General features: G+C 39.5%; 19 protein-coding genes. 8 read left to right on the forward strand and 11 right to left on the reverse strand.

Annotated features, from left to right (window positions below; all coding sequences use genetic code 11):
- Positions 1-2: 2 nt before the first annotated feature.
- On the reverse strand, positions 3-2,798 hold the full coding sequence (locus DK924_RS07265; protein WP_109874735.1) for a TonB-dependent receptor: 2,796 nt from the start codon (positions 2,796-2,798) through the stop codon (positions 3-5).
- A 659-nt stretch (positions 2,799-3,457) separates the two neighbouring features.
- Between DK924_RS07265 and DK924_RS07270 the strand changes: the two genes are divergently transcribed.
- Entirely contained in the window at positions 3,458-5,098 is a 1,641-nt protein-coding gene (locus tag DK924_RS07270) for an alpha-glucosidase family protein (RefSeq protein ID WP_109874736.1), read from the forward strand.
- A gap of 60 nt (positions 5,099-5,158) precedes the next feature.
- Here the strand turns inward: DK924_RS07270 and DK924_RS07275 are convergent, their stop codons facing one another.
- Positions 5,159-5,713 (reverse strand): TIGR00645 family protein, encoded by a 555-nt coding sequence (locus tag DK924_RS07275; RefSeq protein ID WP_054200807.1) that lies wholly within the window; start codon positions 5,711-5,713, stop codon positions 5,159-5,161.
- 243 nt (positions 5,714-5,956) lie between these two features.
- Here DK924_RS07275 and DK924_RS07280 point away from each other — a divergent pair, with 243 nt between their 5' ends.
- Positions 5,957-6,199 carry a hypothetical protein gene (locus DK924_RS07280; protein ID WP_010389786.1) on the forward strand — a complete coding sequence of 81 codons (243 nt, stop codon included), beginning with the start codon at positions 5,957-5,959 and terminating at the stop codon, positions 6,197-6,199.
- 163 nt (positions 6,200-6,362) lie between these two features.
- Here the strand turns inward: DK924_RS07280 and topA are convergent, their stop codons facing one another.
- A complete protein-coding gene (gene topA, locus DK924_RS07285; RefSeq protein WP_109874737.1) occupies positions 6,363-9,071 on the reverse strand; it encodes a type I DNA topoisomerase in 2,709 nt (902 codons plus the stop codon).
- Positions 9,072-9,324: 253 nt separating this feature from the next.
- Positions 9,325-12,027, reverse strand: a complete 2,703-nt coding sequence (locus tag DK924_RS07290) for an Ig-like domain-containing protein (protein ID WP_109874738.1) — start codon at positions 12,025-12,027, stop codon at positions 9,325-9,327.
- 185 nt (positions 12,028-12,212) lie between these two features.
- On the opposite strand from DK924_RS07290, the gene DK924_RS07295 reads away from it, so the two are divergent.
- The gene (locus DK924_RS07295; protein WP_054200804.1) at positions 12,213-13,544 is read left to right on the forward strand and encodes a dicarboxylate/amino acid:cation symporter; all 1,332 of its coding nucleotides are present in this window, start codon (positions 12,213-12,215) and stop codon (positions 13,542-13,544) included.
- 84 nt (positions 13,545-13,628) lie between these two features.
- On the opposite strand, the gene sohB is transcribed toward DK924_RS07295, so the two are convergent.
- Both sohB and DK924_RS07305 read right to left on the reverse strand, forming a co-directional pair.
- Positions 13,629-14,645, reverse strand: coding sequence for a protease SohB (gene sohB / locus DK924_RS07300; protein WP_109874739.1), 1,017 nt, complete (start codon positions 14,643-14,645; stop codon positions 13,629-13,631).
- Positions 14,646-14,745: 100 nt separating this feature from the next.
- Positions 14,746-17,184: a VolA/Pla-1 family phospholipase gene (locus DK924_RS07305; protein ID WP_109874740.1), complete on the reverse strand. Its 2,439-nt coding sequence runs from the start codon at positions 17,182-17,184 to the stop codon at positions 14,746-14,748.
- A 207-nt stretch (positions 17,185-17,391) separates the two neighbouring features.
- On the opposite strand from DK924_RS07305, the gene DK924_RS07310 reads away from it, so the two are divergent.
- Entirely contained in the window at positions 17,392-18,138 is a 747-nt protein-coding gene (locus DK924_RS07310) for a YciK family oxidoreductase (protein WP_109874741.1), read from the forward strand.
- A 76-nt stretch (positions 18,139-18,214) separates the two neighbouring features.
- Here DK924_RS07310 and rluB read toward each other — a convergent pair whose 3' ends face one another.
- The 4 genes from rluB to DK924_RS07330 all read right to left on the reverse strand — a co-directional run bounded on the left by rluB (position 18,215) and on the right by DK924_RS07330 (position 20,978).
- Complete coding sequence (gene rluB, locus DK924_RS07315; protein WP_109874742.1) at positions 18,215-19,084, reverse strand: 23S rRNA pseudouridine(2605) synthase RluB; 870 nt, start codon at positions 19,082-19,084, stop codon at positions 18,215-18,217.
- On the reverse strand, positions 19,081-19,671 hold the full coding sequence (gene scpB / locus DK924_RS07320) for an SMC-Scp complex subunit ScpB (RefSeq protein WP_076920115.1): 591 nt from the start codon (positions 19,669-19,671) through the stop codon (positions 19,081-19,083). The genes rluB and scpB overlap by 4 nt, the downstream gene beginning before the upstream one ends.
- A 151-nt stretch (positions 19,672-19,822) precedes the next feature.
- Positions 19,823-20,344, reverse strand: a complete 522-nt coding sequence (locus tag DK924_RS07325; protein WP_055011864.1) for a calcium-binding protein — start codon at positions 20,342-20,344, stop codon at positions 19,823-19,825.
- Between the two features lie 202 nt (positions 20,345-20,546).
- Positions 20,547-20,978 carry a hypothetical protein gene (locus DK924_RS07330; protein WP_010389773.1) on the reverse strand — a complete coding sequence of 144 codons (432 nt, stop codon included), beginning with the start codon at positions 20,976-20,978 and terminating at the stop codon, positions 20,547-20,549.
- A 240-nt stretch (positions 20,979-21,218) separates the two neighbouring features.
- Here DK924_RS07330 and xthA point away from each other — a divergent pair, with 240 nt between their 5' ends.
- From xthA to rlmA, 3 genes are read left to right on the forward strand one after another with little or no spacing between them, the layout of a single operon-like run.
- On the forward strand, positions 21,219-22,025 hold the full coding sequence (xthA, locus tag DK924_RS07335) for an exodeoxyribonuclease III (RefSeq protein ID WP_109874743.1): 807 nt from the start codon (positions 21,219-21,221) through the stop codon (positions 22,023-22,025).
- Between the two features lie 5 nt (positions 22,026-22,030).
- Positions 22,031-22,678, forward strand: coding sequence for an energy-coupling factor ABC transporter permease (locus tag DK924_RS07340; RefSeq protein WP_010389767.1), 648 nt, complete (start codon positions 22,031-22,033; stop codon positions 22,676-22,678).
- Positions 22,675-23,478, forward strand: coding sequence for a 23S rRNA (guanine(745)-N(1))-methyltransferase (rlmA, locus tag DK924_RS07345; protein ID WP_109874744.1), 804 nt, complete (start codon positions 22,675-22,677; stop codon positions 23,476-23,478). The genes DK924_RS07340 and rlmA overlap by 4 nt, the downstream gene beginning before the upstream one ends.
- On the opposite strand, the gene yfbV is transcribed toward rlmA, so the two are convergent.
- Positions 23,462-23,908, reverse strand: coding sequence for a terminus macrodomain insulation protein YfbV (yfbV, locus tag DK924_RS07350; protein ID WP_054201193.1), 447 nt, complete (start codon positions 23,906-23,908; stop codon positions 23,462-23,464). The genes rlmA and yfbV overlap by 17 nt on opposite strands.
- Before the next feature lie 263 nt (positions 23,909-24,171).
- Between yfbV and DK924_RS07355 the strand changes: the two genes are divergently transcribed.
- A complete protein-coding gene (locus DK924_RS07355) occupies positions 24,172-25,386 on the forward strand; it encodes an acetate kinase (protein WP_109874897.1) in 1,215 nt (404 codons plus the stop codon).

Raw genomic sequence — 25,386 nt, forward strand, 5'->3', positions numbered from 1 at the left:
TATTATAGCTTGTAACTTACACCGAGTAAGTAAGTACGGCCATAGTCTTGATAGTCACGCACTTGCAGCGCATTATCGCCTTGCAATGATGTAAACGCTTCTTCGGTAATGTTTTGAATTTGGAACGTCATTGATAAGTTCTCAAAACCAGCAATACCAGAATCAGCAAAGTCATAGCCTACTTGCGCATCCCAAATAGTCTCGCCAAGTATATCAACTTGTTGTGTTGCAAAACCTGAACCGTAGATATCACCTTTAAAGTCACTACGTTTACGCATGCTGGTACGTGCTTGGAAACCATTGCGTTCGAAGTACACAGTTAAGCTATCAATTTTATCTGACAAACCTGGTAGTTCGTAATCGTTTCCGTTTTGATCTTGCAAGTCTTGCTCAACGCTGGTGTGGCTCGCAATTAAACCAAAACCTTCTAATGACTCATGTAATACACTGAAAGGGAATGATAATGAAAGCTCATAGCCCCATAAATTACCATCGCCACCATTCACTTTACTTGAACGGGTAGCTGTATTTCTATCCGCTGGAGGAACTTCGCCGGTTGCTGGGTCTTCTTTACCTGTTACATCAACATCGTAACGCTCATCAAAAATCCATTGGTCAATGTCTTTATAAAATAACGCTGCTGAAAAGTAACCTTCTGCATCAAAGTAGTTTTCGTATGTTAAATCAAAGCCTGTTGCTTCTTTTGGTTCAAGCTCTGCATTACCACCAGATATAGACCAGTAGTTACCATTTTCGTCAGGCTTTTCGCTGTTATAGCTTGTCTCAATCGATGCATGCATTTCATCAAGGCGAGCACGAGAAATTGTTTTAGCCGCGCCAAAACGAATTGTTTGCTCTTGGTCGATTGCAAAAGATAAGTTTAAGCTTGGTAATACATTTGAATAGTCGTGGCTAATATCAGTAGGTGATGCAACCACTAAACCATTAACATTTGATGCTTCGAAGCCTTGTGATGACTGCTCAGTGCGTACATAACGTATACCTACATTACCTGTTACCGGTATGCCACCAATCTCAGCGTTAATGTCTGCTTGAATAAATGCAGCGGTAACTTCTTCTTGTACCGTCCACGAACGCGTCAAGTGTTTTTGATCCGTTAAGCTTTCTTGTAATAGATCGTAATAACCATCATTTACCAGGCCATTGGTGTCATAAGCAATCATGTCACCCATGCCAATAAAGTCTAAACTTGCTGAGCCTAAACGGTATTGCTCTGGCACTGATGCCATACCTGGATTATCTAAAGAAAAATCTTTTAAAGTCATGAAGTAGCCTTCAGACTGTTTTACTTTCTCACGGTCACGGTAAGATAAACCAAAGTTAATACGGCTAAAGTATTCGTTTTCAAGTACTTTACTGGCCGCTAACTTAAGCGTTGAAAGCTCATCGCTAATTTCTGGGGCATTAATAAAGCCATCTTGTGCGGTATTTTGATAAGCCGTATCATTTAAGCCGTACTTATTATTAAGCGCAGCACTGCTTCCCCAAGATAAAGGACCGCCTAATTGAATTAAGTCGTAGTCGCTGTAATCAAGCTCATGAGTGAATTGTGCGCCCGTATTTCCACCATCAAATGCATACCCTATGTTATCGGCAACACCATTTGAATCGCCACGGCCAGTACCTGAGTAACTCTCAATACTCCAAATCGTACGGTCAACTTCTGAGTGGCTGGCATCAAATTCAACTGACCAATCATCGTTAATATCGTATTTAGCGTTAAAACCAAATTGTGATAGTTCTGCTTTTCGCTCTTCATAGTCATTTCGCACAACAACACGCTGACCTTGCGTTACTGCACTGGTAATAAAGCCAGACTGCTCATCTACAGTAACACTATTTGGGTCGATGCTACCTTGACCCCAGGCGAAAGGTACTTCGATACCACGTAAGATTTTTTCGTCGTTGAAATCTACATATAATGCATCAAACGTCATGTTTAAACGGTCATTTGGTGCAGCTTCTACAACTAGCATCGCTGAATCACGTTCAAGTGTTGATGAACGTACGAAAGGTTTAGCGCCGCCTAAAATTGAATAGTTTTGTCCATCATTACCTGTGAACTCTGGATAACCCCAAGAATTCCAGCGTTTTTCTTGGTTTGGAGAACTCATTGTGTTGTAAGCAAATGCTACACCTATAGTGTCATCTGCAAACTGGTCTATGTATGAAACGGTGCCACGAAACCCTTTGTCATCGCCATCTGGGTTTAATTTATCAAAGCTAGTTTGCTCATACTGACCATTAAACATGATCACTTGTTCACCTTTATTTAAAGGCTTTACCGTTTGCATGTCGATAACACCGGCAATGCCTTCAGCTTCAATGCTAGCACTTGGCGTTTTATAAACAGTAACACCGCTCATTATTTCTGATGGGTAAAGGTCAAACTCAACACCACGGTTGTCACCAATAGATACCTGCTCACGGCCATTAAATGTTGTTGCGCTTTCGTTTTCGCTAAAACCACGAACACTTACACGACTAGCACGGCCATCAAGACGTTGCGCTGTTAAACCTGGTAAACGTGCGATTGACTCTGCAATAGATGAATCAGGAAGTTTACCAATGTCTTCAGCAGAAATTGACTCAACCACCTGTGTTGAAAAACGCTTAGTATTTATTGATTCAACAACACTACCGCGAAAACCTTTCACTTCGATGATTTCTACATCATCATTTTTTATTGTTTCTTCTTGTGCCGCAGTGGTGGCAAAGCTTGATAATCCGGCAGCAGTTAATGCTAGCGTTAGTATACTTGGTTTGAACATAGCCATAATGTTTTCCCGTTACCCATAATGTGATACCCGCTTACTTGCTTAAGTGATAGTTAAACATGCGAGCTTATTTTGTTGTCGGAATGAATATTAACGCTCGTATTATTTTATTAACAACTTATTGCATACGTATTCAAAATAGCACCGCACGCACAAATTTAACATTAAATTTACAAGCCAACATGTAACCAACTGTTTTAAAATAGGTTATTTTGGTGCAAGAGTATTTTATGAGTTAAGTGATAACCACTATTTATTTTTTTATGAAATAAACCTTTCATAAAATGCTGATAAAGAGAAGCAAGAAAATTTTATTTTTTAATTAATTACTAAATACACTATTTATACAAATGAAATTGGTAAGACCAATAACTAAAAACACCAACTCAGTGCAGACCTTTGTTTTTGTGCACCTAAACAGCGCAAACAATAAATTAACAACTCCATATTAGAATTGGTAAAATATAATAAGAATAATCCACGACTCAAATCGATTGCCTGAACGATTAGTTCATCCTGTTTTAATACCTTAAAATCGGTGCATACGTATGCAGGATTTTTACAGTATGACAGGCTTCAAGTATGCTTTTTCAAATAAACGGGGATTATTACCTCTAAAAAAAGAACAACACAAAGACAGTGTGAAAACGGAGAAAAGCATGGCCCAAAAGCAATGGTATAAAGGTGCGGTTATTTATCAGGTTTATCCGCGTAGCTTTCAAGATAGCAACAACGATGGCATTGGTGATTTAAAAGGGATAATAAATCGTATTGATTACATTAAAAGCTTAGGGGTGGATGCTATTTGGATCTCACCTTTCTTTAAATCGCCGATGAAAGATTTTGGTTATGATATTAGCGACTACCGTGATATTGACCCGCTTTTTGGTAATTTAGCTGATTTTGATGAGTTAATTGCGCAAGCGCATCAACGCGACATTAAAATTATTATTGACCAAGTGCTTAGCCATACCTCAGACCAACATCAATGGTTTATTGATAGTCGTGAAGACTTAAACAACGATAAAGCTGATTGGTATGTATGGGCCGATGCTAAAGAAGACGGCACAGCACCCAACAATTGGTTGTCTATTTTTGGTGGCGGTGCATGGCAATGGGAGCCACGTCGTGGACAATATTACTTACATAACTTTTTTACTGAACAGCCTGATCTTAACTTTCATAACCCCGATGTTCGCCAAGCCGTACTAGATAATGTTGAGTTTTGGCTTAAAAAGGGCGTGGATGGCTTTAGGTTAGACGCAATTAACTTTTGTTACCATGACGCTTTGCTTCGTGATAACCCAGCAAAACCAAAAGAAAAGCGTCAAGGCCGTGGCTTTAGCGAAGATAATCCGTATGCATTTCAGTACCATTACTACAATAATACCCAGCCTGAAAACATAGAGTTTATGCGTGATATTCGTACTTTACTCAACAAGTACCCTGGTACCGTATCACTAGGTGAAATTTCATCTGAAGATTCATTAGCCACAATGGCAGAATACACCCAAGGCGGCGATAAACTGCATATGGGTTATAGCTTTGAGCTATTAACGGATGATTACTCAAGCGAGTATATAAGAAATACCGTTACTATACTTGAGCAACGCATGACTGAAGGCTGGCCTTGCTGGGCATTTAGTAACCATGACGTAGAACGTGTTGCTAGCCGTTGGAGTGAAACGGGAGAGGTAAACCCAGCGCAATGTAAAATGTTGACCGCCCTACTCGCTTCACTACGTGGCAGCGTGTGTATGTATCAAGGTGAAGAACTCGGACTCGGTGAAGCCAGTGTTGCTTTTGAAGATTTACAAGACCCATACGGCATAACTTTTTGGCCAAACTTTAAAGGTCGCGATGGATGTCGTACCCCAATGCCTTGGGAAAACCTTGATAACTCACAAAGCAATGCACACAATGCAGGATTTAGTGAGGTAAAACCGTGGTTACCTGTTGATCAACAACACAAGCTCCAAGCAGTTGCTGAACAAGAGAATGATGCAAACTCAATATTAAATGCGTACCGTGAGTTTATGGCCTGGCGTAAAAACCAGCCAGTATTACTTGAAGGTGATATTGAGTTTATACAAACCGCCGAGCCAATTTTGGCTTTTTACCGCACGTTAAACGAAGAAAAGATGTTGTGTGTATTCAATTTAAGCGGGGCAAAAGCAGAGCTTGCTATTGATATTGTTGTTGAAAAAGAGCATAGCGCGCTTTCTCATTACAACGCGCAGCTTAATAATAAAACACTGACCGTTGAGCCATTTGGTAGTTATTACGCCAACTGCAGTTAATATTTAAAATTATTACAAATAAAAAACCCGAGCATTGCTCGGGTTTTTTATAACAAATTTTTAGTGGTTAATTGTTTTACTATTTAAATAATCAGTAAAAGCAAATAGTACACCTGATACCACAAACGTAACGTGTATCAGTACTTTCCAGAGTAATTCATTATTAGAATGAGACGTAGAACTTATAAATACCTTAAGCAGCTCAACGGCTGAAATGGCCACTATTGCACTGATCAGCTTCATTTTTAAACCAGAAAACCCGACCTTACCCATCCATACAGGGCGGTCTTCATGATTTTCGATATTAAGCTTAGAGACAAAGTTTTCGTAACCGCTAAAAATAATAATCAACAGCAGACCTGCTAACAATGCAGTATCAACTAAAGTTAAAATACCAACCAACAGCTCTTGATTACTAGCAGTAAACGTCGCTATCCCCATCATATATAGTTGTTTAAAAAACTTTATAAGTAGTAAAACCACAGCAAATAATAAGCCGACAAAAAATGGGGCGAGTAACCAGCGTCCTTTAAATATAAACGACTCAAGGCCGTGTTCAACTTTATGAACAGGGTGTATTTTTTTATTTGTATTATTTGTGTGTGGCTCTGACATAGGGGCACCTAAAAATTAAAACGCGACATTAGCTTAAATTAAACGCTAACACAATCACTTCAGCCTAAAAGTAGGTACACAATATGCTTATCCTGACGATAAAAATTTTTCGTTTTCCTTTATGTGAATTGTGATTAAAAATCAGTTTACCAACAGAGATGTTCTGGCTTGGTTACACTTGTTTTATGTAGGCATTATTTGAATGCATAACTCGATTGTTACTCCATTTTTAGGAATAAGAAAATGAATAAAGCATTACTCGCGTTAATCGTTGCACCATTTTTCGCTTTATCAGCTGCAAATGCAGTTGCAAGCGATACTACAGACGCTTCAGCCGAAACGATTCAAGAGTTCACAGAAATGTGTATTAGCTGGGCTAAAGAAGACGACGTAAGCGATGAAGCAATTTATAACTATGTTTTAAAGTGTGTGAATGATGAACTAACATCTGAAGGCTATAACAAAGTTACTGCTGTTAAGATTTAATGAATAATTGAGCAGTTCAAACCTAAATTGGTTACATTTTAACTCTGTAAAATAAAAAATCAGGTTAAAAATGCCATTGCGATAGGTTTGATAATGCAAAAAAAACCGGAACTGTCACAGGCTGTGCGTTCCGGTTTTTATTATTAAAGCGATGAATAATTAATTATTCATCATCTTTTTTTGGTTTGGCTTTAGCTTTACTTTTAGCTGGTGTTTTTTTAGCTGCAGCTTTCTTTTTAGGCGCAGCTTTTTTCTTAGCCTCTTCTACCCATTTACCAGCCTCGTAATGAGCCGTCCAACCAGTGGCTTTACCATCAACTTCAGTCATTACATATTGAACTTTGTTTTTACGACTGTAACGCACAACAGCAAGGTTGCCATCAGGATCTTTGGCTGGTGCATCAGCTAAGTAGTAAAACTTAGGCGAAATACGATCTCTAAAGCGTTGTAACTCTTCTACTTTAGGAGCACGTGTTTCTCGTGATTTAGGGAACGTATTTGCTGCTAAGAAAATACCAGCCGCGCCATCACGTAATACAAAGTAGGCTTCAGACTTTTCACATTCTAATTCAGGAATATGAACTGGATCTTCTTTTGGTGGCGCAGCTTCGCCATTTTTTAACAACTTGCGTGTGTTTTTACATTCATCGTTGTTACAACCAAAATACTTACCAAATCGACCTGATTTTAGCTCCATATCAGCGCCACATTTATCACACTCGATAATAGGGCCGTCGTAGCCTTTAATTTTAAAGGTACCCTCTTCAACAACATGCCCCTGACATGCTGGGTTATTACCACACACATGCAATTTACGGGTTTCGTCGATAAGGTATGAATCCATCGCTGTTTCACAAATTGGACAGCGCTTCATTTGCATTAATGTTTCTGTTTCAACGTCTTCAACATCAGCTGCAACCGCTTCATCACCCGACACTAAATTCATAGTAGTAGTACAGCGCTCTTTAGGTGGCAGGTTATAACCTGTACAGCCTAAGAATACGCCCGTTGAAGCAGTACGAATGCCCATTTTTCTGCCACAGGTTGGACAGTCAATATCGGTTTCTACCATTTGATTAAGACGCATGCCGCCTTCATCTGGTTCGCCTTTAGCAATGTTTAATTGGGTTGAGAAATCAGCATAAAACTTATCGAGAACTTGCGTCCAGACACGCTCGCCTTCAGCGATATCATCTAAACGACCTTCCATTTTAGCGGTAAAATCGAAGTTCATTAAATCAGTAAAGTTTTCAACTAGGCGATCGGTAACAATTTCACCCATTTTTTCAGCGAAAAAGCGACGATTTTCTACTCGAACATAGCCACGATCTTGAATAGTCGAAATAATAGACGCGTAAGTTGAAGGACGGCCAATGCCACGTTTTTCAAGTTCTTTAACTAAGCTCGCTTCACTAAAACGTGCTGGCGGCTTGGTAAAATGCTGCTTAGGATCAAGCTCAACTAAGGTGAGAACTTCACCTTGCTTAACAGCAGGAAGTGATTGATCTTCTTCGTTCTTTTTACGCACTGCTGGCTGTACTTTTGTCCAACCATCGAAGCGAAGCACACGGCCTTTTGCCTTTAATGTGAAATCATTGGCGGCAACGGTTAATGTGGTTAAGTCGTATTCAGCAGGCACCATTTGACAAGCCACGAACTGACGCCAAATAAGCTCATAAAGCTTTTTAGCATCGGCATCCACACCTTCAACATGTCCTGAAAGTACCGATACGCTAGAAGGACGAATCGCTTCGTGCGCCTCTTGTGCATTGCCTTTTGAGCTATAGTTGATTGGATCAGCAGGTAAATATTTTGCACCAAACTCATTGGTCACATACTCACGACACATCTCAACCGCATCTTTCGATAAGTTAGTTGAATCGGTACGCATATAAGTAATATAACCACCTTCATATAGGCGCTGCGCAAGCATCATAGTCTTTTTAACGCCATAACCGAGTCGAGTACTGGCGGCTTGTTGCATGGTTGAAGTAATAAATGGCGCACTTGGGCGACTCTTACTTGGTTTTTCTTCAACGCTTACAACTTTATATTCGGCATTCTCGAGGCTTTTAACTGCTGCTGTAGCTTGTGCCTCATTTACAGGCTTAAATGGCTTGTCTGCTTGTTTAGTGACTTCTAAACGTAAGTCAGACTCGCTATTTTTAACATCTGCATGAATATCCCAAAATTCTTCAGGGATAAACGCTTTAATTTCACGTTCGCGTTCCACCAATAAACGCACTGCAACAGATTGAACTCGTCCTGCAGATAAACCTCGTGCAACTTTAGCCCACAATAAAGGCGAGACCATAAAACCAACAACGCGGTCTAGGAAACGACGAGTCTGCTGTGCAAAAACCATATCGGTGTTCAATTCACCCGGAGTTTCAAACGCTTGTTGTATTGCATTTTTAGTGATTTCGTTAAACACAACGCGCTTATACTTTTCAGGTTCGCCACCAATGATTTCTTGAAGATGCCAAGCAATTGCTTCCCCTTCTCTATCCAAATCCGTTGCGAGATAGATTTGATCTGCATTTTGGGCAAGCTTTTGTAATTCTTGAACAACCTTTTCTTTACCCGGCAATACTTCGTAATGTGGCTCCCACCCTTTTTCGGGATCGATGCCCATACGCGCGACTAAGTTAGAGTAGTCACGTTGCTGTTTATACGCTGCTTTCTCATCAGGTGGCATTTTACGAACCTCAGCAGGTGTCTTGCTTGCTGGTACTTTGTTTTTGCCTGATCCTGATGTAGGTAAATCTCGTACGTGCCCAATACTGGACTTCACGATAAAATCATTACCTAAGTATTTATTAATTGTTTTAGCCTTAGCAGGTGACTCTACAATTACTAGCGATTTGCCCATAGTTGCCTATTTCTAACCTAGTTTTTTAAATGTGTTTAGCCGACTCATGCGGCGCGAATATTTATAGGTATATCTACAAACACTAGTTCTTACAAGCTTTTAATACAAACTTTTCAGTATTTACTGAATAAACAAACAATTTCTGTTGTTAATTTAAACAAACCAGCGTTTTTTGAATAATTGATGTGGAATATATAGAATAGAAACAAAAATGCCAACCTTATTGGTTGGCATTTTTTATCCTTCACATATTTTAAACCTTAGGTTCGTCTAAAATCGACATCACGGTATATTGGGTTTTCACACCTCCTGGCGTTTCAAACTCAATGTATAAAAACCCAGAATCAACATCATTTGGCTCAGCCTCTTTAGTAATATTAACTGAAACAGAGATTGGCGTTTTTTGTGCTGTATTAACCACGGTGTAATCTGTTAACCCTCTTAATACACCATTGTCGGCAGTGACGCTCACTGTAGTGCCCGCAGGCAGTGGATTGTTATGAATATCGCTGAAGAAAATAGTCACTGAAATCGCACTGTAGGGCGTTGAGTCGCTGATATCAATAAGATTTATGTCGCACATACCTTCCATATCAGAAGCTTCTAAGCGAATACCGTCACTTAAACTACAGTCATTTAAAGCCGTTACAGCTCTAATGTAAGGTGTACTACCTGACATAACTAACTCTGAACGAGCGCGTACATTAACTGTTTCACGAGTACACGCATTTGCAGCAAGGGCCTCATCACTACATAACAAGCCATTGTATATACCATCACCACTGTCATACTGGCCATTATCTTGTGCGCCTGAGCGTTCCACATACCACTCATCTTCACCACCATTAGAATCAACAGGGTCTGTTGGGGCTGGTAAATTCCCATCAAACACTCCATTTTCGTTAAAATCTATAAAGGCTTCAGGTAAATCTTGTAAAGTTGAGTCAAACTCGTTTTGATTAAACTCACCGTTGGCAGATACATCATTAAATGACTCTTCACCCACAGAATAAGCAAGTAAACTAACACGCCCACCAAGTGGATAATCAATTGGCGCGTTATTAGGTGCATCAGTTAGCGCAATTGGATCGCCATTGCTATCTAAATAATTAATTAAGTTACCATTTGCGTCGAGTTGTGATTCTCTGATACCTAAAGTACAAGGTGCAAATTGTCCAAAATAACGGTCGCATTTATCTGCAACAGAGTTATTGTAAATGCTGTAATGGTATGGAATTGGGTTTTGACTACGCCACTGCGCTTTACACACACCGTCTATGGTGCGACAAAGTAATAAAGGTGTAAATTGTTCATCATCAATAGTGCCAACTGCACCACCTTCACTGGCAATATAAATTGCCGTGTTATCTGGTACAAAATTATTAAAGTGATCGGCTGCAAATACGGTTAAGTCTGTAGTCACTCCTGCTTCATTTAATGACTCGGTATTAAAGGTTTGCACTGCAAGCGTGAAACTATCCTGATCTGGCACACCTGTGGTAATTGTAATGTCATTAGAGACAATAGAGATCACACTATTTTGTGAGTTATCATTACCATCAATCTGATGCGAAGCTATAACAGATAAAATACCAGCAGCCTTTCCTGAGCGAACGTTTACAGTCACTAGCCCTTCATTGTTGGTAAATTGAAATGCGCTATCTAATAAAGCACCACCGGGGTTTTGTGAAAGAGCAAAATCAATCTGCTTTTGACCAACAGGGTTACCATTTACATCTAAGAGCTTAAAGGTAAGCTCTGAATTTTCAGTCAAGGTTTGACCGCCCGCTCCTTTAATAGCTAATACTTGATTAGTCACCCCCATAAACGCAATTGAACCTGTTTGAGCCGCAGCTACATTGATGTTTATGGTTTTTGTTGCAACATTACCACCTGTAACTACGGTCGCGGTAATCGTATCTATACCATTACAGCCATCAGCTTTGTATGTTGCACTTGCCGTACCACCAATACTCGTTACCACATTATCGATAGTGGCCCTAGGAGTGGATTCTTCTGCGCAAGCAGAAGTAAATTGCACTTCCAGCGGGGTAGTAAATACATTATTACTACCGTCTACAATCTGAGCCGTAATAATCGTGGTAGAGCCGGCAGATAGTACATCACCGGTAGCAATACCTGCGCTTAGATTTACATTTACTTGAACAGCGTTAATTTCAAATAAAGCACTCGCAACTCCGCCCTGTGCGGTTAATTCAACTTGGCCAACACCTGAGCTACTGCCAGGCAATAAATTCAAAATAGCCACACCAAACGCATCAGTTTTAGCCGTTAAGCTTTCAGGTAATAAAATGCCTAGCGTGGTTGTCGCTTGAACTAACACATTGCTGGCTGGCGTATTACTACCAGGTTTTGTGATTTTTGCGTAAACAATCGCTTGCTGACCCAGTAAATTACTATTTTGTGAACAATCTGATGGATCAAGTTCAAAAGAATCTCTATCTATATTTAACCAACTATCAGGACAGTTTTGTAAGATTTTAATGTCAATATTTGCAGCATCGTCGTTAGATTGCGGCTCATCACCTGCAGTATAAAAACCGAGCTTGCTTGTTGAGCCTTCGTAGCTGGCAACAATGGTTCCTGCTCCTTCAACACTGCCTGCACTGAGCTCTATAGTTGCAACACCACTTGTATTTGTTAATGCGCTTGCTGTAGCAGGTATGAAAGAGCCAAGTGTTGTAGTAAAACTAACTTCTTGACGAACAACGGGTTGTCCATCACTGTCAGTTACAGTCGCAACGACCTCAAGCGGATTGTTAGCGGTAACGATTCGATCTTCAAAATTAAGTTCAACTTGGGTATCTAGTACGGCATTGTCGCCTCCAGTATCCCCACCAACGGTTCCTGTCTCTTTCTCAAGTGAGCCACCACCGCCACAAGCAATGAGTAATGAGCTGAGCAATATAATGCTAAGCAAACGGGTTAAAGGCATATGTTTCTCCAATGCGCTATTACTAAGTTAAACTTATTTACTTAATGTTAACCTATAACTTAGTCTAAAATCTCAGATTTTTACTTCTTTTTGCGATAAAAATTTTTAAAAAGTTGACGTTTTTCCTGTAAAAAAAATTACATGCTGTTAGTCTATGCCAAATTTATAAAAAATAGATTGGAAATATGTCTAAAATCCGTTCAATGAGTTTAACTACTCGCATCATGATTGGTATGGTGCTTGGTGTTGCAGTAGGCTTTATATTTCAGGCTATATTAGCTGGTGAAGACGATTACCTAATCCCTCTTGGGTTATTCTCTTTGCCAATTAAAGCCTTTTTTGTTGATGGCCTTTTTCATGTAGGTGGGCAAATATTTATAGCTAGTTTAAAAATGCTAGTTGTTCCCCTCGTCTTTGTGTCGCTTGTGTGTGGTACTTGTAGTTTAAGCGATCCTAAAAAACTAGGTCGTTTAGGTGGAAAGTCGATTGGCCTATATTTGGTTACCACGGCGATAGCTATTACAGTGGCAATTACACTGGCGTTACTATTTAACCCAGGTGAAGGGATTGGGCTTCCTTCTCAAGCAAGCTACGACGCAAAAGAAGCGCCAACTTTAGCTCGCGTTATTATTGATATGTTCCCTACCAATCCTTTTGAAGCAATGGCAAAAGGTAATATGCTACAAGTTATTGTATTTGCTTTATTATTTGGTATTGCAATGGCGCTTAGCGGTAAAGCAGGTAAACGTGTAGCAACAGTATTTGAAGACTTAAACACCGTTATCTTAAAACTAGTTACATTATTAATGAATATTGCTCCTTACGGCGTATTTTTCTTAATGGCTAAATTGTTCACTACCATCGAGCTTAACTTAATTGTGAGCTTAGCTAAGTATTTTGGCGTGGTTGTTTTAGCCCTGTTATTGCATGCATTCGTAAATTACACTCTGCTGCTAAAAGTACTTACAGGCCTAAACCCGCTCACTTTCTTAGCTAAAATGAAACACACCTGTTTATTTGCTTTTAGTACCTCAAGTTCAAGCGCAACTATGCCTATCACACTTGAGACTGCAACGAAGAAGCTAGGGGCTAACAACTCTGTCGCTTCATTTACTATACCTTTAGGCGCCACCATTAATATGGATGGCACTGCAATTATGCAGGGTGTGGCTACGGTATTTATTGCTCAAGTATTTAGTGTTGATTTAACTATTTCTGATTACTTAATGGTAATACTAACAGCAACGCTTGCCTCGGTTGGCACAGCGGGTGTTCCTGGCGTTGGTTTAATTATGCTGGCCATGGTACTTAACCAAGTAGGCTTACCTGTTGAAGGAATCGCAATTATAATAGGTGTTGATAGACTACTTGATATGACCCGAACCGCAGTAAATGTAACAGGCGACTGTATGGTAACCTGTGTTGTGGCTAAAAGTGAGGGTGAATTAGATGAAAGTATTTTCAACGACCCTAATGCAGCTAAAGATTTAGAAGACTATCACAAGTCAATTGACTAACAGCTTCTATCTTAAGTTATAAAAAAAGCCTTGCTACTTCATTAAGTAACAAGGCTTTTTTATTATGTATAAGCTATGAAATTATTAAGGGTTTAACGCCTTAAATTTTGACATTAAACTCACTCCTGCCTTATTCACACCATGGCTGAGCCCTATTGCAAGCTTATCACTTAGCCCTTTTTTAGTTTTGTATTGAACCTTGTATATTTGATGCTGATGTTGCTGCTCTAACAATGCATCATCACTGGTTTTAATGGTATCAACCAACCCTTTTTCAATCGCTTGGGTTGCAAACCAATGTTCACCCGTTGCCACTAAGTCCATGTTCAAACTGGGACGCTGTGTGCTTACAAACGTTTTAAACAACACATGAGTTTGCTCTATCTCTTCACGAAACTTTTCACGGGCTTTATCGGTATTTTCACCAAATAACGTTAGCGTACGTTTAAATTCGCCCGCCGTAATTTGTTCAAAATCAACATCGTTCTTCTTTAATATTTTATTAAAGTTTGGAATTTGTGCAATAACACCAATAGAGCCAACAATTGCGAACGGCGCTGCAATGATATGATCAGCCACACAAGCCATCATGTAGCCACCACTGGCAGCGACTTTGTCTATTGATACAGTCAACTCAATACCAGCTGATTTAAAACGTTGTAGTTGTGATGCAGCTAAACCATAGCCATGCACAACGCCGCCACCACTTTCAAGACGAACTAACACTTTGTCCTTTTTAGGGTCCGCGATTGAAATAATCGCAGTCACTTCTTCGCGTAAACTCTCTACTTCATGTGCATCCATGCTGCCGTTAAAGTCAATAACATAGAGTCGTGATTTAGGCTCTTCTTTTTCAGCTTTTTTTTGCTCTATTTTTTGTTGCTTTTGATAGGCTTTTAGCTCTTTTTTACCTAGCGTATTATTTAAAAAGCTTTCTTTTATATTAGTAAGCTGCTCTGATAAGTCATCTATTTCTATCTCACCTTTTTTTGCTTTTGGCTTAACAGCCGAGCTTACAATTAAGGTCAAAATGACAGCGATAGCAATAACAAAGGTAATGGTTTTAGCAAAAAACAAACCGTACTCGTATAAAAATTCCAACTGTGTTCTCCGTTTATAAATTTCAGTCAATTTAGCATGCTTTAAAATAAAAAAAAGCCACTATACAGTGGCTTTTAGTACTTAATTGAGTGGTTGATTATTAATTCGTCACAACCTCAGTGTTTTGCACCATTAAAAGGCGCCCTCTTGAAGCTAGGTAAGTAGCAACCTGCAATTGCATTTCAGCATTCGCAGCTGCACTACCCGCAACTGTAGACGACTCACCTTCATCCTGTGCAGGTGTTAATATTGACCCATGATGGCCGGTATTAAATTTAACTAGATAGCTAGAGCCCATTTCTGTTGGCGCTTGAGTGGTACTCACCGTGTCTAACCCCATAAAGTTAGCCAAAGGGACAGTACCTGCAATTGGGTTATTGGCAGTCATCGGCGGAATAACTTGATCTGGCTTGTTATTATCTGTGCCATCACCTACCACTACGTTCATGTATACAGGTGTTTCTAGTGCTTTAACCGTTGCTGCATAGTTGGTTGGGTCGCCACTATCTAATGCTGTTTGAGCTGCAAATACAAACTGCGTCATCACGCCCTTGATATTAGCAAGTTTATCAGTTTCTCCCGCCATCGTTAGTGCTTTTGCAAACTCAGTAAAGCCACATGAGATACTTGCTTGCGTTTGCGCTGACTCACCACAGTTAGAAACAGCGGGGCCATCTCTGAATGCCTTAAACTCTATCGATTCAGCAGTACCTGCTTGAGAAAGTACAGAGCCTTGAATAAATGGACCAAACGCTGCTGATTCTAGTAAGAAGCTTGCAATACCGCCACCACCACTTGCTAATGCTACAGCGTTAACCTTAAATAATGGGTCTACTTGGTCGGCCAATGGGCTATTAGCTTGTGCAATAAACGCAGGCGCTACAATTGATCCCAGAGAGTGTCCAATGTAAGACACATCTTGTGAATTCATTGCGCTATCACCGCTGAAGTTTAGACCTAAACGTAAACCAAGTAAGTCAGCACTTGACTGGCGTAGACTATCTCTAGCTACTAATAATGAGCTCAAGTTCATGTAACTAAGTACAGAGCCTTTTCCCGAAGTTGCGTTAAAGTCATCATTACCGTCTAAATCAACGTCTACACCACGCTCGCCATGACGAGGATGGTCAATTGCAACTGTGGCAAAGCCTTGCAGTGAAAGCTGCGCTGTTAGTGTTAACATGCTTTCTTTTTGTGTGGTTATACCGTGTTGCATAATCACTACTGGCCAACCACCTGCTGGCATAGCAGTAAATGGCTCTAAACCTAAACCTGTACGGTATGCATTAACAACCGGTAAAATCGGCTTAGTAATTTGCACTGGCACATTAGCCATGCTCTGCACTTTAGGAAGTGAGTTATATTTAGTTAAGTGTTTAGTGCTATCAAGCCCTAAATCACGAAGCTGTCCATCACTCAAAGCAGCACACATTGCATCGTTAGTGCTAATAGGATCGGTTGGGAACGCTTCACCAGCTTGCGCTTTATAGCCTAAAATAGCGACAGCACTATCACACATACCTTGCCAGTAAGTATCGTTTAAATCACTGATCTCTTTACCTTCAGGCGTGCCTAAATACATAGGTAATTGAATGCTGCCTTTTTGATATTGCGCAGCTTGGAACACATCAGGTACAGTCACCCCCTGCAATGCAAAAGCTTGTTGTACGTTAGCCATAGGCTGAGTTGGAATTTGCAACGCAGGCGTTGGAATTGTTGGCTCTGTTAAGCTTGCTGCTAAAACCTTTTTAATCGTGCCAAGCACTGGTCCTGCTGATTGCATTGTCATAGCAGCAGAAAAAATAATATCGTCTTTTGTAATATCACCAGAGCTTACTACTACGTTTTCATAACTATTCACAGCTCCTTGCAGCGCAAGTTGTGATGGCGTTACCAAAGGCGCTTCTTGTTTAACAGTGGCATATGTTGAAGATGGTTCAATTGAGCGACCTTGTGAATCTTTCAGTTCAGTCGTTAGCACATTAATGTATGAACTACCGGCTTTAAAAGGCTTAAGTGGGACAATTGCAACCGCGTCTCCAGAGCCTTGTGTAATAAAATCCACGCCAAAGGTCAATTCGCCTACTAATTTACATGCTGCACCGGCTGGGGCTTGCGAACATTCGGCATCAGTTAAGCTTGCACCCATGATCACTTCAAAAATACGTACAGAGCCTGGTGAAGCTGCAGACGTTTGATCAAGGCTAATGCCCGGTGGAAAGGTTAGATCAATTTTGAATGGTACTTGAGTAGACCAGCCATCAAGTGCGCCTATTGCTAGTTGCGGATCTGCATATTCAGCTCGAGAGATAGAAACATTCTCGTCATTTAATTCCCCAGGAATATTGAGTGTGCCATCAAGCGTACCACTCATCAATAAATCATTAGGAACCGAAATTACACCATTTGCAGGGTCAAACTTTACCGTAGCTTTTGGAATAACTGTAACTGAATCGTTTTTAACATCTTCTAACGTTTCTCCGCCGCCACAGCCTGCTAATGCAGCTGCAACTGAGAGCGAGAGTAGCATTTTTTTCATAGTGTTCTCCGCACAAATCTTATTTTTATAGTGTGTTTATAGTCAGTGTAATTAAGTTAAAATAATGTAGCTAGTATATTAATGAGACATTAGACCAGTTAAACTTAACGTAAACTTTCTAGTTTCGCCACCTAAATTTGTAATAAATTCGATTACTTGTCGATTTGCTATGTTAAAATCAAAAAAAATTTAAACATTGGTACTTTTATGCATACCTATCAAGCAACTGAAAACGCACTTAAAGACAAAGTAATTTTGATCACAGGCGCAGGTGATGGTATCGGCCGTGTCGCAGCTATTACCTATGCTAAACATGGTGCAACCGTTATTTTATTAGGAAAAACAACTAATAAACTAGAATGTGTGTATGACGAAATCGTCAATGCAGGCTACCCACAGCCAGCGATTGTGCCTATGGACTTAAAAGGTGCAACTAAGCAGAACTATCGAGATTTAGCCGCAACAATCGAAAATCAATTTGGCCGCCTTGATGGACTATTAAATAACGCTGGTATTTTAGGTACTTTAGGGCCGTTAGAGCATTTTTGTTCATCAACATTCGAAAATGTGATGAAAGTAAACGTCACCGCACAAGCGATGATCACTAAAGCGCTATTCCCTGTCATGCGTAAATCAAAAAGTGCCTCAGTGGTATTTACCTCATCGGGTGTCGGTCGTAAAGGAAGAGAGTTTTGGGGACCTTATGCAATTTCTAAATTTGCAGTAGAAGGTATGATGCAAACATGGGCGTGTGAAGTTGAAAAAACGCCAATCCGTGTTAACTGTATTAACCCAGGCGCAACCCGTACATCAATGCGTGCAAGTGCATTCCCAGGTGAGGATCGTGATTTACTTGCGACACCTGAAGATTTAATGCCAACTTACCTGTATTTAATGAGCGATGACTCAAAAGATATCAATGGCCAATCGTTAGACGCACAGGTTAAAAAATAATATTTAGTTTTAAACGTAAAAAAGCCGCTATAAAAAGCGGCTTTTTTTTTTCATAATGATTTAACCAAAATCTCGCTTACTTGCGTTTAGTCGGTTTTACACGTTGGTTGTGCTTTTTAACTGCTTTACGAATTTGATTTATTTTCGCGCGCTTATCTTTACGCTTTTCAGGGATAACCGACAGCTTAGTTTGCGTTTCTTTACCAAGTTTAACTGTTTTACGTAAATAGTTAACCGTATCCAAATCGTACTCAATCCAGCCACCCTGTGGTACACGCTTATCAAGCTCTAATTTACCGTAACGAATACGAATAAGACGTGATACTTCCACATCTTGTGATTGCCATAAACGACGAACTTCACGGTTACGACCTTCGTTAAGTGTTACGTTGTACCAACGGTTAATGCCTTCACCGCCCATAGGCTTAATACCGGTAAATTTAGCCGGACCATCTTCAAGCTCTACACCACGAAGTAAGTTTTTCATTGTTTCGTCAGTCACTTCACCAAATACACGTGCTGAATATTCGCGTTCAACTTCGTAGCTCGGGTGCATTAAGCGATTTGCTAATTCACCATCATTGGTAAAAAGCATCAACCCTGACGTATTCACATCTAATCGCCCAACCGCTATCCAACGATCGCCATCTATGCGTGGCAAACGGTCGAATACAGTACGACGACCTTCTGGATCTTTACGAGTACTTAGTTCGCCCTCTGGCTTGTTGTACATAATTACGCGACAAATTCTGTCAGCTTTTTCTTCAATTTTAACAGTGTGGCCGTCAACACGAATTAAATCGGTTTCTTCAATCCTGTCGCCTAACTTAGCTACTTTACCGTTTACACTCACACGATTAGCGTCAATGTATTTTTCCATTTCGCGGCGTGAACCTACCCCTGCGCGGGCTAGGACTTTTTGTAACTTTTCACCTTGTATACTCATTCGGATGGTTCTCTCACAGAAGGATCACTTAATAACTGGGTAATTTTACTTTGCTGTTGCTCTGGCAATGCAGGTAAATCATGAAGTCCCGTTATTGAAAAATAATCTAAAAATTGTTTAGTCGTTGCATAAAGTGCCGGTTTCCCAGGTACTTCTTTATGCCCAACTACTTTAACCCACTCTCTTTCAAGCAGAGTTTTAATAATATTTGAGCCTGTTGCTACGCCCCGTACTTGCTCAATTTCACCACGGGTAATAGGTTGTTTATATGCAATTAGCGACAAGGTTTCGAGTAAAGCTCGCGAATACTTAGGAGCGCGTTCTTGCCATAAATTACTCAACCATGGGCTTAAACTGCTACACGCTTGAAAACGATACCCACTGCCTACCTCAACTAAGCGTATACCTCGGGTTTGATAATGAACTTGAATTGCCTCTACAGCATCATTAATGCGCGCCATAGAAATTGCTAAATCGTTTAAAACCGTGTCCTTAAGATGACGTTTTGATACGGGCTTATCTGCCACAAAAATCGCCGCTTCAATGATTTCAATTAATTGTTCATCACTAATTCGCCGACCTACCATAATCACTCTTAAGTTAATAAAAACACACAGCCATCTATTATGACAGAACAATCACAAACTAGGAAAATATATTAACAAAATAACGTTTCATAGGCATAAAAAAGCCAGTGAAAAACACTGGCTTGATATCAAGTACATTCAGTAACGTAATTTAACTGTTTTTAAATTGCTCAAGTGCATCATCTTCTGCAACAGAATCACCATGCTTTTGAATATAGCTGTTGAACTCTTTTTTGCTTATTTGTTTATCTTTATTACGATCCATGTAACCAAAATGATTTGATATATCATCGTCATCAGCTTCAGTAACTGAAATAAAACCATTGCTATCATTATCTAAGCTTTTAAAATCATTTTCTATTTTATCAAACTTAGCAATATCAGCTTTAAATGCAGACTCACTCACTTCACTGTCTGTAGCAACTTTTCCAGCATTTAGCTGCATATAAGCATCATATTCATTACGGCTTATTTGATTATCCATATTTGTATCTATGTTTGAAAAGTGCTGCCAAATACTATCATCGTCGGCTTCTGTTTTAGAAATAAAGCCATCGCTGTCGTTATCTAAGCTTGCAAAATCACTGTCGATTTTTTCTAAACCTTGATTTGAAGAACAAGCTGCTAAACTCAATGCGGCTAAAACAGTAGAAGCTATCGTTAATTTTTTCATCAGACGTATCCTTGTATTAATAAATTTCAATTTTAGTGATACAAATACGATGCCAAAAAAATAAACCATTAAAATCAGACAATTAAACAAAAACAACTTCTATTGCGATATTCAATAATGCAATTTTTCCAAACTACATAGGTAATTTTTACAAAAAAAAGCTCGGTAAAAACCGAGCTTTTTATATATTAAATACAGTAATTTAGATTGCAGCGTTTTGGTAACGCTTCACAAAATCAGTTACGTTTTGGCCATTACACTTTAATGTGTTTAAGTTACCAATTTGCTTACGCACTGGTTGTAAGCCTTGCTTTAATGCAGTTATACATAACTGTGTTTCTTGATGTGAATCTTTTGCAAATACTTCAACTTTTGATGCTGCAGGCTGTGCTGCAGTTTGTTGTTTTGCAATATCGCGAATGTCTTGACCGTTACATAGGATACTTTTTGAATAACGAGATAAGTATATACCATGCTTTGCTGCCATTTTACGTGCAGCTGAAAAACCTTCATTGGCGCTTACTACGCACAAGTTTGACTCTAATTTATTGTCTTTGCTGTAATACGCATTGCTTTGTGCAGAAGCGGTAACAGAAACAAAAAGAGAGGCAGCTAAAAGTAATTGAGTTTTCATCAGGTAGTCCTATTTGAACGAGTTAAACAAACGATTTTTGCGCATTATATAGACAACTTTTAACATATCAATTGAATATTTTATTTATTTTATTATTTAATAATGCATTTACAATGTTTAAACATTAAACAGTAATTGATCAACAATTGTGCAGTTATTTTCTCATTTCAGTCATGTTATGTCGCTCTAAATGCTGATACAATTTGACGAATAGAAAAAATAAATTTGAAGGTTAACTTTATGAAAGTGATTTCTTTTAATATCAATGGTCTGCGTGCTCGACTACACCAGTTACAAGCTATTATTGATAAACACCAGCCAGATATTATTGGTCTTCAAGAGATCAAGGTACATGATGAAGCGTTTCCGCTAGACGATGTACAAAAGATGGGTTACCACGTTTATTTTCATGGGCAAAAAGCGCATTACGGCGTGGCAATGTTATGCAAAAAAGAGCCTAAATCGGTATTAAAAGGCTTCACTACTGACACCGATGACTCGCAAAAGCGTATGATTAGCGTCACTGTAGAACAAGAGAATGGCCGCGACTTACATGTAATGAATGGCTATTTCCCACAAGGCGATAACATTAATCACGAAACTAAGTTCCCCTACAAACGTCAATTTTATAAAGATCTAATGACCCATCTGAATAGCCATTTCACCCCTGATCAAGATGTAATTGTTATGGGTGACATTAATATCTCACCAACCGATTTAGATATTGGCATTGGCGAGGTAAATGCAAAACGGTGGTTAAAAACGGGTAAATGTTCATTTCAACCTGTTGAGCGTGAATGGCTTGCTACCTTATTAAATTGGGGTTTTAAAGACACCTTTAGAGAACAAAACCCAGAAATTAACGACCAATATTCTTGGTTTGACTATCGTTCAAAAGGATTTGTTGATAACCGCGGCCTACGAATTGATGTGGTACTAGCAACGCATGATTTAGCAGCTCGCTGTATCGACACAGGCATAGATTATGAATTGCGCGCTATCGATAAACCATCAGATCATGCGCCTATTTGGTCAGAGTTTAGTTAATAATTATGTTAAGCGTGCAGTTGCAAGGGTTACTGTGGATTGTTGTCATCGTTATCGGCTTTTTAAGCGTTAACAAATCAACATACAGTAATTTATTTAATACCCCAGCAAGACAATCAGGTGTGTTTGCCTGTGCACTAGTACTCGCTTTGTTATGGCGTATAAAGGCCGGTATTTTACCCGGTCTCGATCTTCATATTTTAGGCATTACCGCAGTTACCCTAACATTAGGTTGGCGTCTTGCTATATTAAGTTGTGTACTCGCAACAGCGCTTTTAACTGCTTTTGGACAAATAACACCTGAATTAGTCGCATTAAAACTCATCATTAGTGCGTTTATACCGGTGTTATTCAGCTATTTAGTTTTTATCGTGTGTTATCACTATTTAGCACGGCATTTTTTTATCTATATATTTGTTTGTAGCTTTTTAACAGCGGGTGTCGTTGCCTGTATTAACATTATACTCGGTGGCGCTTTTTATTACACAATAGGTGAATATAGTTGGCATCAGCTGAGCGAGAATTATATTTACCTAAGTCCTATTTTGGCCTTTCCTGAAGCTATGCTAAACGGTATGGCAATCACTGTACTGATCACCTATCGCCCACATTGGGTAAAAACTTTTTTTGATAAGGACTATTTAGGCTCATGAGTCTTCATTACCATTGCCCTATTTGTAAACAGCCACTAGCACTTAATGATAAAACATTACGATGCGATAACAATCACAGCTTCGATTTTGCCAAAGAAGGCTACGTAAACTTACTCCCTGTGCAAAACAAAAACTCTAAACAGCCTGGTGATTCGTTGGAAATGGTGCAAGCTAGGCGCTCATTTTTAGAACAAGGTTATTATGGCTTTTTACAAACTGCTTTAGCCAATATGGTAAAGCCACTTAATGCTGAAATAGTAATTGATTTAGGGTGTGGTGAAGGGTTTTATACTCATGCTATTGCTAACAACAGCCAGGCTAGCGTATACGGTGTGGATATATCAAAGTCGGCAGTAAAATATGCGGCAAAACGTTACAAACAATGCCATTTTAGTGTTGCTTCAATTAGCCAAGCGCCTTTTGATGATCACCTTGCTGACGTTTTGGTTAGTGTATTTGCGCCTTTATTTGACAGTGAACTTGCACGTCTGGTCAAAGATAATGGTTGCTTAATTGTGGCAAGCCCAGGCCCAACTCATTTGAAAGAACTAAAAGATTATATTTATAGCAACGTAAACGAACACACTGGAATAGCAGCACCTGCGGGCTTTGAAAATACATCGCAACAGTTAATCACAGAGCAGGTATCGCTTACATTTAACGATGTTAAGAACTTAATTATGATGACGCCATTTGCGTGGAAGTTTAGACCAGAACATTGGCAAGCACTTGAGCAAAAACAACAGCATAGCGTCACATTGTCATTTTACATTACGCAATTTACTAAAACTGCTCTTTAGTAAACGTTTTATCCATTTTATCGAACATATCTTTTAGTAATTCGGCAAGCTCCAAATAGCGGGGCTTGTTTTTTCCCATTTGCGCGTCGTAACCGTTAGCAACCATTTTTGCAAATAACTCGTTATACCATTGCTGCATAGCAGGCTCTAATTCAGTTTGCGCACGTTTACCCAACCATAAAAGCCCTTGTAATGGCAACGAGATAAAAAACAGACTACTGGCAATCGCTTGGGGCAGAAAATCCGAGCCTAAATAATTAATCTGAAAAAACAGGGTCAGCATGGCTAATATTGGCATAACTGTAATCGCAAGCTCTGTGGCTCTGATCACTTTAAATTCTGCAAATAATGGCGCAACCTCTTTTCGCATTGGCCATGTTTTAGCATAAGAACGTCCTAATTGAACTTGCGACATCACACTTTTTTGCATTAATAAATCCTCATAGTCACGGTTTGTAACACTTAAACAAACGTAATACTTATAAAAGTGTAACACAATTATCGCTGCTTTCACTTTATCGGTAAAAATGCTCAATTTCATTAGTAAAACTCACAAAAAGCATAAATTACCGAAAGAATTTCACAAAGCCCTTTTAATAAAGTCTACTACACTTTAGTCTACACTTATTTAAGCCACAAAGGCTTATACATCAACCAAGTGTACTGATTAATACTTAAATGGAAAATGAATCTATGCCAACACTCCCAAATAATCCAAACCACGTTTTGGTACTCAATTGTGGAAGCTCAAGTCTAAAGTTTGCGATTATTGATGCAAACACAGGAAACGACATCATATCAGGTTTAGCTGAGCGCCTAGGTGATGATGCTCCCTCAATTAAATATAAGTTTAAGGGAGAAAAAACCACTATTAAGCTTGCTGCTAACCAGGCACATGCCCATGCGATTGATACGCTGGTTGATTTGATAAAAGATCACAACCTCGACAAGCAATTAGTGGCAGTGGGTCATCGTGTTGTACATGGCGGCGAGCACTTTACCCAATCAGTTTTAATTGACGAAAACGTCATTGCAGGTATTACCCAAGCAGCCACACTGGCCCCTTTACATGGTCACGCTAATTTACTAGGTATTTCATCAGCACAAGCATCATTTAAAGATTTACCACAAATAGCTGTGTTTGATACTGCATTTCATCAAACTATGGATGAGGTTGCTTATCTATATGCCCTTCCTTATCAGCTATATAAAGACTTTGGGGTTAGACGCTATGGATTTCATGGCACTAGCCATTTTTATGTAGCAGGTCAAACCGCTAAAATGTTGTCTTTACCTGTTGAAGAAAGTAACTTTATTAGCGCCCACTTAGGCAATGGCTGCTCTGTGTGTGCGATCAAAAATGGTAAAAGTGTCGATACCAGCATGGGCTTAACCCCGCTTGAAGGACTTGTTATGGGTACTCGTTGTGGTGACATTGACCCAGGGCTATTTAACTTTTTAACGACCCAACTTGATTACACCGCACAGCAAATTGATGACCTGCTAAATCAAAAAAGTGGCTTATTAGGAATAAGCGAGCTATCAAACGATTGCCGTACTATTGAAGAGGCTGCCATTGCTGGCAACTCGCAAGCCATGCTGGCACTTAATATGTTTTGCTACCGCTTAGCAAAACAAATAGCCGCCTACATGGTACCGCTGCAAAAATTAGATGCGCTTATTTTTACCGGTGGGATTGGCGAGAATTCCGATATTATTCGCGAAAAAGTACTTACACAGTTAGCCTTTTTAGGTATCAATTTAGACCCCCAAGCAAACCTTGATGCACGGTTTGGCCAAGCTGGATTAATTAGCGCTGCTAATTCAACAAGCAAAGCGGTGGTTATGCCTACCAACGAAGAATGGGTTATTGCACTCGACGCCGCAAACATCACCAAGGAGTTATAA

Origin of the sequence: Pseudoalteromonas sp. meg-B1 (assembly GCF_003173795.1) — a bacterium.
Classification (GTDB): Bacteria; Pseudomonadota; Gammaproteobacteria; order Enterobacterales; family Alteromonadaceae; genus Pseudoalteromonas; species Pseudoalteromonas undina.

Bases quoted from the DNA above. Each gene is read 5' to 3' on its own strand.
- DK924_RS07265 (WP_109874735.1), bottom strand. From the start codon at position 2,798: ATGGCTATGTTCAAACCAAGTATACTAACGCTAGCATTAACTGCTGCC.
- DK924_RS07270 (WP_109874736.1), top strand. From the start codon at position 3,458: ATGGCCCAAAAGCAATGGTATAAAGGTGCGGTTATTTATCAGGTTTAT.
- DK924_RS07275 (WP_054200807.1), bottom strand. From the start codon at position 5,713: ATGTCAGAGCCACACACAAATAATACAAATAAAAAAATACACCCTGTT.
- DK924_RS07280 (WP_010389786.1), top strand. From the start codon at position 5,957: ATGAATAAAGCATTACTCGCGTTAATCGTTGCACCATTTTTCGCTTTA.
- topA (WP_109874737.1), bottom strand. From the start codon at position 9,071: ATGGGCAAATCGCTAGTAATTGTAGAGTCACCTGCTAAGGCTAAAACA.
- DK924_RS07290 (WP_109874738.1), bottom strand. From the start codon at position 12,027: ATGCCTTTAACCCGTTTGCTTAGCATTATATTGCTCAGCTCATTACTC.
- DK924_RS07295 (WP_054200804.1), top strand. From the start codon at position 12,213: ATGTCTAAAATCCGTTCAATGAGTTTAACTACTCGCATCATGATTGGT.
- DK924_RS07305 (WP_109874740.1), bottom strand. From the start codon at position 17,184: ATGAAAAAAATGCTACTCTCGCTCTCAGTTGCAGCTGCATTAGCAGGC.
- DK924_RS07310 (WP_109874741.1), top strand. From the start codon at position 17,392: ATGCATACCTATCAAGCAACTGAAAACGCACTTAAAGACAAAGTAATT.
- rluB (WP_109874742.1), bottom strand. From the start codon at position 19,084: ATGAGTATACAAGGTGAAAAGTTACAAAAAGTCCTAGCCCGCGCAGGG.
- scpB (WP_076920115.1), bottom strand. From the start codon at position 19,671: ATGGTAGGTCGGCGAATTAGTGATGAACAATTAATTGAAATCATTGAA.
- DK924_RS07325 (WP_055011864.1), bottom strand. From the start codon at position 20,344: ATGAAAAAATTAACGATAGCTTCTACTGTTTTAGCCGCATTGAGTTTA.
- DK924_RS07330 (WP_010389773.1), bottom strand. From the start codon at position 20,978: ATGAAAACTCAATTACTTTTAGCTGCCTCTCTTTTTGTTTCTGTTACC.
- xthA (WP_109874743.1), top strand. From the start codon at position 21,219: ATGAAAGTGATTTCTTTTAATATCAATGGTCTGCGTGCTCGACTACAC.
- DK924_RS07340 (WP_010389767.1), top strand. From the start codon at position 22,031: ATGTTAAGCGTGCAGTTGCAAGGGTTACTGTGGATTGTTGTCATCGTT.
- rlmA (WP_109874744.1), top strand. From the start codon at position 22,675: ATGAGTCTTCATTACCATTGCCCTATTTGTAAACAGCCACTAGCACTT.
- yfbV (WP_054201193.1), bottom strand. From the start codon at position 23,908: ATGCAAAAAAGTGTGATGTCGCAAGTTCAATTAGGACGTTCTTATGCT.
- DK924_RS07355 (WP_109874897.1), top strand. From the start codon at position 24,172: ATGCCAACACTCCCAAATAATCCAAACCACGTTTTGGTACTCAATTGT.